At 73.9% G+C, this 13,418-nt stretch carries 8 protein-coding genes; 4 read left to right on the top strand and 4 right to left on the bottom strand.

The window, feature by feature from the left end; all coding sequences use genetic code 11:
• Positions 1–118 precede the first annotated feature (118 nt).
• Entirely contained in the window at positions 119–2,164 is a 2,046-nt protein-coding gene (locus PH203_RS28565; protein WP_289923667.1) for a HEAT repeat domain-containing protein, read from the bottom strand.
• 109 nt (positions 2,165–2,273) lie between these two features.
• Positions 2,274–3,914 carry a DNA alkylation response protein gene (locus PH203_RS28560; protein ID WP_289923429.1) on the bottom strand — a complete coding sequence of 547 codons (1,641 nt, stop codon included), beginning with the start codon at positions 3,912–3,914 and terminating at the stop codon, positions 2,274–2,276.
• A 65-nt stretch (positions 3,915–3,979) separates the two neighbouring features.
• Between PH203_RS28560 and PH203_RS28555 the strand changes: the two genes are divergently transcribed.
• Entirely contained in the window at positions 3,980–4,711 is a 732-nt protein-coding gene (locus tag PH203_RS28555) for a PaaX family transcriptional regulator C-terminal domain-containing protein (protein ID WP_289923428.1), read from the top strand.
• A gap of 75 nt (positions 4,712–4,786) precedes the next feature.
• On the opposite strand, the gene PH203_RS28550 is transcribed toward PH203_RS28555, so the two are convergent.
• Positions 4,787–5,569 carry a pectate lyase gene (locus PH203_RS28550; RefSeq protein WP_289923427.1) on the bottom strand — a complete coding sequence of 261 codons (783 nt, stop codon included), beginning with the start codon at positions 5,567–5,569 and terminating at the stop codon, positions 4,787–4,789.
• 289 nt (positions 5,570–5,858) lie between these two features.
• Between PH203_RS28550 and PH203_RS28545 the strand changes: the two genes are divergently transcribed.
• The 3 genes from PH203_RS28545 to PH203_RS28535 all read left to right on the top strand — a co-directional run bounded on the left by PH203_RS28545 (position 5,859) and on the right by PH203_RS28535 (position 12,262).
• Positions 5,859–7,175 (top strand): PHB depolymerase family esterase, encoded by a 1,317-nt coding sequence (locus PH203_RS28545; protein ID WP_289923426.1) that lies wholly within the window; start codon positions 5,859–5,861, stop codon positions 7,173–7,175.
• Between the two features lie 340 nt (positions 7,176–7,515).
• Positions 7,516–7,962, top strand: a complete 447-nt coding sequence (locus tag PH203_RS28540; RefSeq protein ID WP_289923425.1) for a hypothetical protein — start codon at positions 7,516–7,518, stop codon at positions 7,960–7,962.
• Positions 7,963–7,972: 10 nt separating this feature from the next.
• On the top strand, positions 7,973–12,262 hold the full coding sequence (locus PH203_RS28535) for a cation-translocating P-type ATPase (RefSeq protein ID WP_289923424.1): 4,290 nt from the start codon (positions 7,973–7,975) through the stop codon (positions 12,260–12,262).
• On the opposite strand, the gene PH203_RS28530 is transcribed toward PH203_RS28535, so the two are convergent.
• On the bottom strand, positions 12,254–13,348 hold the full coding sequence (locus PH203_RS28530) for an NADH:flavin oxidoreductase/NADH oxidase (RefSeq protein WP_289923422.1): 1,095 nt from the start codon (positions 13,346–13,348) through the stop codon (positions 12,254–12,256). The genes PH203_RS28535 and PH203_RS28530 overlap by 9 nt on opposite strands.
• Between the last annotated feature and the right edge of the window lie 70 nt (positions 13,349–13,418).

Genomic DNA, 13,418 nt, shown 5'->3' with positions numbered 1-13,418 from the left:
TGATGGTGACCCGCCGGGGCGAGCGGCGCGGCGGAGGGCGCGAGAAGCGAGGCTCGTGCACCCACCGACACCCCAGCACCCCCGCCCCCAGCACCCCCACCCCGGAACCCCACCGCCCCTACTCGCCCGCCAACACCTCCCCGCACTCCCGCAGCAACCGCTCGTCGGAGTAGACGTCATGGCTCCCGTGCGCCCCGGAGCCCGCCGTATGCCGTCGTCGCGCAGCCGTTTCCGTCCGGAGCAGGTCATGGAGTGCCGCCCCCGCAGGGCCCACGGCCGCGACGCACGCCACGATGGTCCTGCGGATGTGCGGATTCACCGACCACGCGTCGCGCAGCACCGGAAGGGAGAGCTCCGCGTCTCCTGTGATCCGCCACAGTGCGCATGCCGCCGGTACTCGCTGCCACAGGTCCGGCTCCCCGGTCAGCCGTCGCAGCTCGTCCGCCGCGGGCCCGGCGGCCGGGCCCATCCGGGCCAGTACATCGGCCGCAGCCCTGCGCCGACGGGAGCCGTCGTCCCGCAACTCCCGTATCAGGAGAGGCAGTACGGCCTCGGCATCCTCCTCCGCCGCCCACAGCGCGGCCGCCGCCGCGACCGAGGTCTCGCCTTCCAGTAGATCCCGCACGACCGGCGCCGCCGCCCGCGCCGCCGCCCCGAACACCTCGAGTGTCCGCAGCGCGGTCTCCACGAGGAGCAGGTCCCTCGGCGGGGCCCCTTCCCGCACCCCGAGCAGCAGCCGCAGCACCACGGGCACGCTCTCCTCGCCGTCGAACTCGCTGAGCGCCACCAGCAGCGGCGCCGCCCGGTCGTAGGCGTCCGGTGAGTCGAGAGGCACATCCGCCAGTCGGTCCCGCAGCGCCGGCGCGAGCACAGCGGCGGACCGCCCGAGGTGGGGGATCACCCGGCCCAGGTCGTACGGCACGCCCGACCCCGCCAGCACCTCGCCCAGTACCGGCACCGCCCGCGGATCCCCGCTCCTGGCCAGGGCCTTGAGCGGTCCGCCCAGCGTCGGCGCGCCGTGTTCCCAGTGCCGCACCCACAGGTCGGGACGGGACGTCACCAGCGCGTGCAGGTCGTCGGCCGCCGGTGCGGCCAGGTCGAACAGGCCCTCCAGCACGGACGTCGCGGCATCGCGCAACCGGTCCTCCTCGGCGCCCAGTTGGGCCCCGATGAGCGCGACGGGTCCGCTGTGGTCGCCGCGCCACTCGCCGAACAGCCCCATCGACATCCACACGGCGTTGCACCGGTCGGTCGGGTCCGGACTGCTCAACTGGCCGCTCAGCAGGGCGATCCGGTCCGCCACCCGGCCGCCGAGCGCGGTGTGCAGCGTGCGCAGCAACTGGGACCCCTCCTCGTCCGAGGGGCGCAGCCGCCGCAGCCGGCCGACCAGTGTGTCCGTGTCCGGCCGGTCGGGTGCGCACCGCACCGAAGGCCGTTGCGACGAGCGGTCCCGGAGCAGCCCGACGGCGGTGGGGACGAGGTCCGCGGGGAGCCGGTCAGGGGCACGGACCGCCAGCTGACCGAGCGCGGCGAGCCGCAGCCCGGGCCCGTACGGCGGCGCGCTCTGGGCGACCAGCAGGTCCACGGCCTCCGCCGCGTGCCCTGGGTGCCGGCCGGCGAAGAACCCCAGACCCTCGGTCAGGGCGAGCAGCACCCGGTCGTCCCGCTCCACCGTGATCCGCTGCCGCAACAGCCCCAGCACCCGCTCCGGTTCATCGAGAAACCGCACGACGGCCCCTACGGCCGCCCCGCGCACCCCGGCATCCGAGTCCCCGGTCAGCCGTACGAAGGTCTCGGTGCCCGCCCGCACGGCCGCCCGCGCCATGGCGTACGCCCCGCCCGCAGACGCTTCACCGTCCTCACCGTCCCCGTCGTCCGCGCCCCCTTCGCCGTCCCCGCCGATGCTGACGAGAAGCTCCACTATCCCGCCCCGGTCCGGCACTTCCTCCCGTCCGGCGATCGCTAAGAGGAAGGGCACGCAGGCGAGCGTCGAGTCGTACACGTCCCCCTGGTGATGCACGGCCCCGTACATCCCGTCGAGCGCGATCTCCCGCTCGGCGGCGTCCGTGGAGGCCAGCCCCCTGAGCAGGCCGGGAACGTCCGCCGCGCTGCCGTACGCATGCCGCAGCGAAGCCCAGTCGACCTCGTCGATCCCCGTGAACACGACGTCCTCCCCCATGCGAAGTGCCTACTGATCGTGAGTCTGCACCACGGCACTGACAACCAAGCGGAATCGGGGGACGACTGTCGGCCAACACTCGGGCGCCTGCCGGTCAGTTCTCCTCGGGCAGCGCGCGGCGCAGGATCGCGCCGAGGTCCGCCGTGTCGGGAAGCGTGCCGAAGGAGTGCCCCCAGTCGCCGCCGAGCCGGGTCGCGCAGAAGGCGTCGGCGACCGCGGGCGGGGCGTGCCGGACCAGCAGGGAGGCCTGGAGGGCGAGCGCCATCTGTTCCACCAGGCGCCGGGCGCCCGTCTCGGACGCGGAGTCCAGTAGTTGCCGCAGCCGGCTCACGGCCGCGTCCAGACGGGCGTCCGCCCCCTGCGCCAGGGCGAGTTCGCCGAAGAGCGCGTCCGCGGTGCCGGGTTCCTTCACCAACGCCCGCAGCACATCGAGGGCGTTGACGTTCCCGGAGCCCTCCCAGATCGACAGCAGGGGAGCCTCGCGGTAGTGGCGGGGCATACCGGAGTCCTCCACGTACCCGTTTCCGCCCAGGCACTCCAGGGCCTCCGCGGTGAAGGCGGGGCCCCGCTTGGTCACCCAGTACTTGCCGACGGCCGTCGCGATGCGCCGGAAGGCCTGCTCGCCCTCGTCCCCGCGCACCGCCCGGTCGGCGGCCCCGGCCAGCCGCAGGGTGAGCGTGGTCGCGGCCTCGGACTCCAGGGCGAGATCGGCGAGCACGTTGCGCATCAGCGGCTGGTCGACCAGCCGGGCGCCGAACGCGCTGCGGTGCCGGGTGTGATGTCCCGCCTCGACAAGTGTCCTGCGCATCAGCGTGGCCGACATCATCACGCAGTCCAGGCGCGTGCAGTTGACCATCTCGATGATCGTCTTGACGCCCCGTCCCTCGGGGCCGACCAGCCAGGCCACGGTCCCGTCGAACTCGGGCTCGGAGGAGGCGTTCGACCGGTTGCCGAGTTTGTCCTTCAGCCGCTGGATGCGGAACGTGTTGCGGGTGCCGTCGGGCAGGACGCGCGGTACCAGGAAGCACGACAGCCCCTGAGGGGCCTGCGCCAGCACCAGGAACACGTCGCACATCGGCGCGGACGTGAACCACTTGTGCCCGCGCAGCGTGTACACACCCGGCTCGGCCGTCGGCGTGGCCGTCGTGCTGTTCGTCCGGACGTCGGAGCCGCCCTGCTTCTCGGTCATCCCCATGCCCGCGAGCAGACCCCGCTTCTCGGCGGGCACCCGCAGCCCCGGCTCGTACTCCCGTGAGGTCAGCAGGGGTTCGTAGAGCTTGGCGAGTTCCGGCTGGTGCCTGAGGGCCGGGACGGCGGCGTACGTCATCGAGGTCGGACAGCCGTGCCCGGCGTCGGTGTGCCCCCACGCCAGGCCGCCCGCGGTCCGCGCGACATGCGCGCCCGGCCGCCCGTCGGCCCAGGGCGCACCGGCCTGTCCCTCGGCCACCGCGACGCGCATCAGGTGGTGCCAGCTCGGATGGAAATCGACCTCGTCGACGCGGTGCCCGTACCGGTCGTGCGTGCGCAGTTCCGGCTCATGGCGGTTGGCGAGCTCGGCCCACTCCTGGGCCTCCGCGCTCCCGGCCAGCCGTCCGAGCCGCCGTACGTCCGGCTCGGCCCAGCCGGCGCCCTCGCGGCGCAGTCCCTCCAGCAGGGCCGCGTCCTCGGCCGCGTCGTACGGGGCCAGGGGCGGGGCCTGGTTGGTGACGTCATGTGTCGCGCGCGTGGAGTCCATGAAGTGAGTGTTGCACTATCGCTGCGATCGCAGCAATCCTGCAATACGGCATACAGTACGTGACCATGCGGACGAACATCACGGCGCGGCCCGACGAGCTGGAACTGCGCCCGCTCTCCGCACGCTCGGTCGTCCTGAGCCTGCTGCTGGGGGTGCATCCCCCCGAGCTGCCGGTGAAGGAACTGGTACGCCGCGTGGAGCCCTTCGGTGTCGGCGGCTCCACCGCGCGGGCCGCGCTCAGCCGGATGGTGGCGGCCGGCGATCTGCGGCGCGCGGACACCGTCTACCGCCTCAGTGACCGTCTCCTGGAGCGCCAGCGGCGCCAGGACGACGCCGTGCATCCCCGCACGCGCGCGTGGGAGGGCGACTGGGAGATGCTCGTGATCACGGCGACCGGCCGCGGCCCCGCCGAACGGGCCGACCTGCGCACCCGGCTGACCGCCCTGCGCCTGGCCGAACTCCGCGAGGGCGTCTGGCTGCGCCCCGCCAACCTGCTCCGCCCGCTGCCGGACGACCTCGAGCAGGTGGCCGAGCGCTGCACCGCCCGCCCCGGCCGTCCCGCGGCCGAGCTGGCCGCGGCCCTCTGGCCGCTCGACGTCTGGGCCGCCACGGGCCGGGCCCTGCTCGCCCGCGCGGCACGCGCGGAGCACCCCGCCGACCTCTTCACCGTGTTCGCGGCGGTCGTGCGGCACCTGCTCGCCGATCCGGTCCTGCCCGAAGGGCTCCTGCCCGACGACTGGCCGGGGGAGGCCCTCCGTGCCGCGTACGCGAACTACCGGCGGGAGCTGGGCGCATGATGCGGCGGCCGTGCGAAGCGCGGTGCGGGGATGCTTCGTACGGCCGCCTTCATCGTGGGGGGAGTGCCTGCCGGGTTACCGGTAGGTGATGTCCGAGGCCGAGTACAGGCAGTTGGTGCCGTCCGGGCCCGTACCGACCGCGGTGTTGTTGTTGTACTTCTGGCAGGGGATGACCTTGCGGCCGGAGTCGCCCAGGATCGTGATGCCCCGCAGTGTCGCCACGTCACCGCGGTTGACGTTGATGCCGACCAGGCGCGCCGTCGACCCGGTGCCGGTGACCTCGATGTTGCTGAGGTTCACCTTGCGCGTGTACTGCGTGGAGCAGTCGCCGCAGGAGCGGTACAGGGTCTTGAACTCGGCGACTGCGAAGTTGGAGATGTTCAGCGTGCCGGGGCCGTTGTGCTGGAAGACCTTGTCGGCCGCCTTCTTCGCGCCACCTCCGGTCACGGTGTACGTGGAGCCGCCGCGGAAGGTCGCGGCGTCCTCGCCGACGTCCTCCCACCAGACGTTCTGCAGGGTGCAGTTGCCCTCGCAGTGGATGCCGTCGGCGCCGGGCGCGCCGATGATGACGTTCTTCAGGGTCGCGCCGGCCGCGAGCTTGAAGATCGGGTCCTGGCCCTCCTCCTGGCCGTCGCCGGCCAGGTCCCCGCTGCCGTAGTACCGCTTCATCCCGCCGTCGACCGTGCCGGAGACGGGGATGGTGGCGGACACCGGCCGGCTGCTGGTGGGCGTCGGCCAGGTGGCCGCGGCGGCCGGAGTGGCCCCCGTGGTCATGATCATGCCAAGCGCTGAGCCGAGAGCGGCCGTCGCGCCGGTCAGTGCGCGCGTGCGGGCGCGCGTCCGAGCTGCAGAAGTCATGTCCCGATTCCTTCTGTCCGTCGAGTCGATCATGTATCTGAATTCTGGACGCCATTCAGAACGAGATGTGCTTGATCTGCTGCCACCTGAGGTGCTTCTCGCAAGGGCAGGTCACATCTCTGAACGGAACGTAGGAGGCAAGCGCTTTCTAGTCAACGCCTCACGCAAAACTCCCCGATATGTGACGACGTCAGTGGGAGCGCTTCCATGGCGGCCATGTGCATGCCACCATGCCTGGTGCTCCCCTCAGCGATGCCCCCACGAGCCGCCATCACGAAGGGACCCCACCGTGTCCGCCACCGTCGGCACCCTCGCGAGGAGACCGCTGCGCGCGCTCCTCGCCGCACTCCACGCGACACTGGTCGCGTTGCTCGCCGCCGCACTCCTTGCCGCGCCGCCGGCCTCCGCCGCCGAGGAGGCCGCCCCGACCGCGACCCTCACCGAGGTCACCAACTTCGGCACGAACCCCAGCAACCTGCGGATGTACCTGTACGTCCCCCAGACCGTCACCGCGCATCCGGCGATCCTGGTGGCCGTCCACTACTGCACCGGCTCCGGCCCGGCGATGTACTCCGGCACCGAGTACGCCTCGCTCGCCGACAAGTACGGCTTCATCGTCGTGTACCCGTCCGTCACCCGCTCCAGCAAGTGCTTCGACGTCTCCTCGCCACAGGCCCTCAAGCGCGGCGGCGGCAGCGACCCGGTCGGCATCAAGTCGATGGTCGACTGGACGGTCGGCCGCTACAGCGCCGACACCAGCCGCGTCTTCGCCACCGGCATCTCCTCCGGCGCGATGATGACCAACGTCCTGCTCGGCGACTACCCGGACGTCTTCGCCGCCGGCGCCGCCTTCGCCGGCGTGCCGTTCGGCTGCTTCGCCACCAGCGACGGCTCCGAGTGGAACAGCGCCTGCGCACAGGGCACGATCACCCGCACCGCGCAGCAATGGGGCGACATCGCCCGCGCTGCCTACCCCGGCTACACGGGCCCTCGCCCGCGGATGCAGCTGTGGCACGGCACCGCGGACGACACGCTGCGCTATCCCAACTTCGGCGAGGAGATCAAGCAGTGGACGAACGTGCAGGGGGTGAGCCAGACCCCGGCCGCCACCGACTCGCCCCAGTCCGGCTGGACCCGCACCCGCTACGGCGGCACCGGTGACCGGGCCCAGGTGGAGGCGATCAGCCTTCAAGGCGTCGGCCACAACGTGTACGCCTCGGGGATGGGCGCCCGCGTGCTCACGTTCTTCGGCCTCGACGGCGGCGGCACCGCGCCCCAACCCCCGGCCGGTCCCTGCAAGGTGACCGTGACCTCCAACGCCTGGAGCAGCGGCCTGACCGCCTCCGTGACGATCACCAACACCGGCACGACCACGCTCAACGGCTGGCAGCTCGGCTTCACCCTGCCCGGCGGCCAGACCATCACCAGCGGCTGGAACGCCACCTACACGCCGAGCTCCGGCACGGTGACGGCCACGAACACCTCGTACAACGCGACCCTCGCCCCCAACGCGAGCGTCAGCATCGGCTACCAGGCCACCCACGCCGGGAACAGCGCGGCGCCGGGCGCCTTCACGCTCAACAGGACGGCCTGCACGGCCGGTTGACATGCCGAGGGCGGCCGGAGGTCTCCCTCCGGCCGCCCTTCGCCGGGCTCAGTAGGGCAGCACCCGTCCCGAGGGCGTCCTGCGGTCGATCGTGTCGTCGCGAGGCGTGGCGGGCCGGCGGGTGACGCGGATGCGGGTCTGTCGGATCATGACGCCCTCCTCATGCCTGGTGCGACCAGCCTCGTCGCCAGGGCCTTTCGGCACATCGTGCCCACGGAGGCATCGGTCCCAACCCTCCGGAAGGAGAAGTCCTCGATCTCGTACTTCCCGGGGATGACGTCGACCCTTGCGGGGAACCCGGCTGGTCCGTGAACGGATCGCACAGGAATCGAGGCGAGTGATGACTCGGCAGTCGTCGTCGACGACCCTCCCGGAGCCCCTCCGGAGCGTGGCCTCCGGGCTGCGCAGGGTGCCCGGAGCCGGGATGGTCAGCAGGGCGGCCGAAGGGGCGCTGGACAGGGTGGGAGCGGTGTCCCCGCGCGGTCGCCGCATGGTGGTGTACACCGGCGCCGGCGTGCTGGGCGTCGTCGGTGTCGTGGAGTGGCCGATCGCCCTCACCGGCGCCGCGGTCGCCTGGCTGACCCAGCCGCGGCCCGAGGAGCACCACGACGCCACCGGCACCGGGGAGACCAAGGAGACCGTGCAGCCGACCGAAGCGGCCGCCGGGAAGGGGACCGGAGCCAGCAAGCGCACCGGCACCCGGCAGACGGCCTCCGGCCGGAGCAAGTCCGCGGCGGCGCAAGGGAGTCCGACCACGAAGAGCGGCACGGCCGGCTCCGTCGGCTGAGGCGCGCGCGATGGTTCTGCACCTGCTGACACAGCCGTCCGCCGCGGCGATCCGGCTCGCGGCCACCGGACCCCGGCTGCTCGCGCGCGGCGTCGCCCCCGCCGTGGGCATCGCCGCGGGTGCCGCCGCCGGAACGGCCCGCGCCGGGGTACGCGGCGCCGACACCGCCGTACGCCTGGGCCGGGCCGCCCGTGGGGCGCTGCCCGGCGGTCCGCGACCCTGGCGGTCCGGCAGGCGGGCCCACCTTCCGCTGCGGTTCGCCGCGCCGGACGGGGAGGGCGGTACCGGACACGCGGCGCGCCGGGTCGCGGCGGCACTGGCCGAGCGGCCCGACGTCGCCCTGGCGTACTGGGACGGCGGACTGCGGCGGCTCGTCGTGGCCGCGGCCGAGGACGCGCTGAGCGACCACGTCCTCGACAAGGCGACCGAACTCGCCGGACGGCACGGGCTCGTACGGACGGACGACCCGGTGGAGGAGTTCCCGCACCCGGCCGACCCGGCCGGGATACGCGCCGCCGCCGAGGCGCTCGCGGCCGACGGCGCGGGCATCGCCACAGCCCTCGTCGGATACGCGCTCCGGCTGCCGCCCACACCGCGGGCCGTCACCGCGGCCGTCACGCTCGTGCGCGAGAACCCGCGCACCCGGGCCTGGCTGCGCGCCCGCCTCGGCCGCTCCCGCCGGGACCTGGTGCTGGCCGTCGCCAACGCGGTCGCCCACGGAGCGGGCCGCACCCCGACCTCCCTGGTGCTCGACGGAGTGCTGCGCGCCTGCCAGCTGGCGGAGACGGTGGCCCGTACCGCCGCCTTCGACGCGGTGCACGACCGGGTGTGCGTACCCGGCGGGACCAGCGTCGCCCCGGACCACTGCCCGCGCCCGCCCCTGCGGACCACCCCGGCCCAGGAGTACGCCGACCACGCCTCCGCCGGCAGCGTCCTGGGCGCCGCCGCGGCTCTGCTCGTCAAGCACGACGGTGCCGAGGCGGCGGAAGCGGTGCTCGCCGGTTCCCCGAAGGCCGCGCGCTACGGCCCCGGGGCCTTTCACACGACCTTCGCCACGGCCCTGTCCCTGACCGGCGTCCTGGTCCGCGACCCCGAGCGGCTGCGGCAGCTGGAGATGGCCGACACGATCGTCCTGCACCCCGGCGCGCTGCGTGCCCCGGGCGGGCGAGCGGATCCCTGGGCCGAGTCCGTGCTGGACGCGGCACGGCGGGCCGGACTGCGGGTCGTCACGGCCGATGATCCGGCGCTCGCCGAGTTCACCGGCCTCGCCGACCGACTGGTGCCCGCGGACCGGCCGTTGGCCGACGTCGTCCGTGAACTGCGCGACGACGGGGGCGTGGTGGTCACCGTCGTACGACCGCAGGCGCCCGGCGACCCGGACGAACTGTCCGGGCTGCTCGCGGGCGATGTCGCGGTCGCCGTCACGGACGGCGACGCCGCGGTCGTCTGGGGCGCGGACGTGCTCGCGCTGCACGGACTGCCCGACGTGTGGCGGCTCCTCACCGCCGTGCCGCGGGCCCGCGCCGTCGGCCGCCGCTCCCAGACCCTGGCCCGGTCCGGCGCCGCCCTGTCGGGACTGCTCGTCGCCGTGGGCGAGTCCCGCCGGTCGGGCGGCAGTCCCTGGCCCGGCCTGCGCCACGCACCGGTCGACGTGAGCGCCGCGGCCGCCCTGCTGACCGGCGTCGACGCGGCGGTCCGGGTCGTCGCCGCGCCCGCCCCGCACCCCCGGCCGCGCGTCGCCTGGCACGAGCTGAAAGCCGGGGACGTCGCGGAGCGCCTCGCCGCCGAACCGGGACCGGAACCCGGCGTGGTCGAGCAGACGACCGCCCAGGTCGGCAGGGCGGTGCACATCGTCGGCGGGCAGCCCGTCCTCGCCCCGCTGCGCTGGACGCTCCAGCTCGCACGGGCCGTGCGCGGCGAACTCGACGACCCCCTCACCCCGGTCCTCGCGGTCGGCTCGGCCGCCTCGGCGATCCTCGGCTCGGTCATGGACGCCCTGCTCGTCGTCGGTGCCCTCGACCTCAACGCACTGGTCGGCGGCTTCCAACGGCTGCGGGCGGAACGGGCGCTCGCGGGTCTGCTCGCCGAGCAGAAGCAGAAGGCACGCGTCACGGCCGAGGACCGGCCGGACGAACCGCGCATCGTGGACGCCGCCAAGCTGGTCCCCGGCGAGGTGATCGAACTGCAGACGGACGACGTCGTACCGGCCGACGCCCGGCTGCTGTGGGAGGACGGTCTTGAGGTGGACGAGTCCGCGCTGACGGGGGAGTCTCTGCCCGTCGGCAAGGGCACCGCCGCGACCCCGCGCGCCCCCGTCGCGGACCGGCGCTGCATGGTCTTCGAGGGCACGACCGTCGTCGCCGGGCGGGCCCGGGCCGTCGTCGTGGACACCGGTGACCGCACCGAGGCGGCCAGGGCGGTGGCCCTCGCCGCCCGTACGCCACCGGCGGCCGGAGTGCAGGCCCGGCTCCAGGAACTCACCCGCAAGGCACTGCCGTTGACCCTCGCGGGCGGTGCCGTCGTGACCGGACTGTCCCTGCTGCGCGGCACACCGATCCGGCAGGCGGTCAGCGGCGGAGTGGCGGTGGCCGTGGCCGCCGTCCCCGAGGGGCTGCCGCTGGTGGCGACCGTCGCGCAGCTCGCCGCGGCCCGCAGGCTGAGCCGGCGCGGCGTTCTCGTCCGTGCCCCGCGCACCCTGGAGGCGCTGGGCCGCATGGACACCATCTGCTTCGACAAGACCGGCACCCTCACCGAGAATCGGCTGCGCCTGGTGCGGGTTACCGCCGCCGACGGCACGGTGTGCGCACCGCACGACCAGCAGGCCGCGGCCACCCTGCGGGCCGCCGCGCGGGCGTGCCCCCACCTCAACGGCGACGGGGAACGGCCGCAACACGCCACCGACGAGGCCGTGTTGAGGGCCGCGGGTCCCGACCCCGAGTGGACCCAGACCGAGGCGCTGCCCTTCGAGGCCGCCCGCGGCTACGCCGCCGCCGTCGGCCGGGCCGCCGACGGCACCCCGCACCTCGTGGTCAAGGGCGCCCCCGAGACCGTGCTCCCCGCCTGCGAGGGCCTCCCGCCCGACGCGTCCGGCACCGCCCAGTCCCTCGCCCGGGACGGACTGCGCGTCCTCGCGGTCGCCCGCCGCCCGCTGCCCAAGACCTCGCAGGACATCCTCGAACAGCCCCTGAAAGGACTGGAGTTCGCCGGTCTGCTGGGGCTCGCGGACGCCCCGCGCGACACCTCGCAGGCCCTTGTCCGAGGGCTGCGCGAGGCGGGCGTACGCCCCGTCGTGCTGACCGGCGACCATCCGCAGACCGCGCGCGCCATCGCCGCCGAACTGGGCTGGCCCGAGGACATGGGCGTGGTCACCGGCGACGAACTCGCCGCCGCCGACCGGTCCGTGCGCTCCCGGATGCTCCGCGACGCCGGAGTCGTCGCCCGCGTCGCGCCCGAGCAGAAACTCCAGGTCGTCGAGGCACTGCGGGATGCCGGCCGGGTCGTCGGGATGGTCGGCGACGGCGCCAACGACGCCGCGGCCATCCGCGCCGCCGACATCGGCGTGGGCATCAACGCCCGCGGCTCGGCGGCCGCCCGCAACGCCGCCGACCTCGTCCTCACCGACGACGATCTGACGGTCCTGATCGAGGCGGTCCGCGAGGGCCGCGCCCTGTGGAGGAGCGTCGCCGACGCCATCGCCATCCTCATCGGCGGCAACGCCGGCGAGGTCGGCTTCGGCATCCTCGGCACCCTCCTGTCGGGCTCGGCGCCCCTGTCCACCCGCCAGATGCTCCTGGTGAACCTCTTCACCGACCTGTTCCCGGCGATGGCGGTGGCGGTGACGCCTCAGCAGGAGGACGGCACGGAGGAGGAGACCGCGGGTGAAGGCATCGCCCCCCTCGGAGCGCCGCTGATCCGAAAGATCCGCCACCGCGCCCTGACCACCTCCCTGGGCGCGACCACGGCCTGGCTGATCGGCCGCTTCACCCCGGGCACGGCCCGCCGCTCCACGACGATGGCCCTGTGCGGGGTGGTCGGCACCCAGCTCGCCCAGACCCTCGCCGACCGCCGGGACAGCCCTCTGGTCCGCGTCACCGCGCTCGGCTCCGCCGCCGCCCTCGTCGTCCTGGTCCAGACACCGGGCGCCAGCCACCTCTTCGGCTGCACCCCGCTGGGCCCGGTCGCCTGGACCGGCGTCGCCGCGGCGATCACGCTGGCGGTGCTGAGCCAGCGAGCCGTGCCCCAGCTGGAGCAGACGGTGGAACGCGCGGTGCGGGCGGTCGCACGGCGTGTCTCAGACTGACCGGTGGTACTGGGCGGGCACATGCACGTCCCCGCCCAGCTCACGCGCCGCATGCCGGGCCCACGACGGGTCGCGGAGCAGCTCACGGCCCAGGAGCACGGCGTCGGCCTCGCCGTTGACCAGGATCTTCTCGGCCTGCTCGGGCTCGGTGATCATGCCGACCGCCGCCACCGGCAGGGCGGTTTCGGCCTTCACCCGGGCGGCGAAGGGCACCTGGTAGCCGGGGCCGGTGGGGATGCGGACGCCGGAGGCGTTGCCGCCGGTGGAGACGTCCAGGAGGTCGATGCCGTGGGCCTGGAGGTCGGCGGCGAAACGGACCGTGTCGTCGGCCGTCCAGCCGCCCTCGTCCAGCCAGTCGGTGGCCGAGATCCGGAAGAACAGCGGCTTGTCGTCGGGCCACACCGCCCGTACGGCGTCCACGACCTCCAGGGCGAAACGGGTGCGGTTCTCGTACGAGCCGCCGTACTCGTCGGTGCGCCGGTTGCTGTGCGGGGAGAGGAAGTTGCTGATCAGGTAGCCGTGTGCCCCGTGGATCTCGGCGACTTCGAAACCGGCGGCGAGGGCGCGGCGGGCCGCGTCGGTGAACTGGCCGACGATCTCCCGGATCTGATTGACCGTGAGCTCCGTCGGCACCGGGTGGTCGGCGTCGAAGGCGATCGGGCTCGGACCCAGCGGCTGCCATCCGAGCGCGTCCGCGGCGAGCGGCCTGCCGCCCTTCCAGGGCTGGTCGGTCGACGCCTTGCGGCCGGCGTGGGCGAGCTGGATGCCCGGCACCGTGCCCTGCGAGACCAGGAAGCGTGTGATCCGCCGGAACGCCTCGACCTGGGTGTCGTTCCAGATGCCGAGGTCGTAGGGGGAGATGCGGCCCTCGGGGCTGACGCCGGTCGCCTCGACGATGACCAGACCCGTGCCACCGGCCGCGCGGGCCGCGTAGTGAGCGAAGTGCCAGTCGGCGGGGGCGCCGGTCAGCGGGCCCTCGTGCGCCGCGGAGTACTGGCACATCGGCGGCATCCACACCCGGTTGGGGATCGTCAGTTCACGCAAGGTGAAGGGCTCGAAGAGTGCGGCGCTCACGGCGGGCTCCATTCGTCACGGGACCGGTGGTCGACTCGTACGATAGGCATCGTAGTACGGCGAGTGTCAAACTACGATAGGT

Source organism: Streptomyces sp. S.PB5 (genome assembly GCF_030403745.1).
Classification (GTDB): domain Bacteria; phylum Actinomycetota; class Actinomycetes; order Streptomycetales; family Streptomycetaceae; genus Streptomyces.
This window is presented reverse-complemented; position numbering and strand designations above follow the sequence as displayed.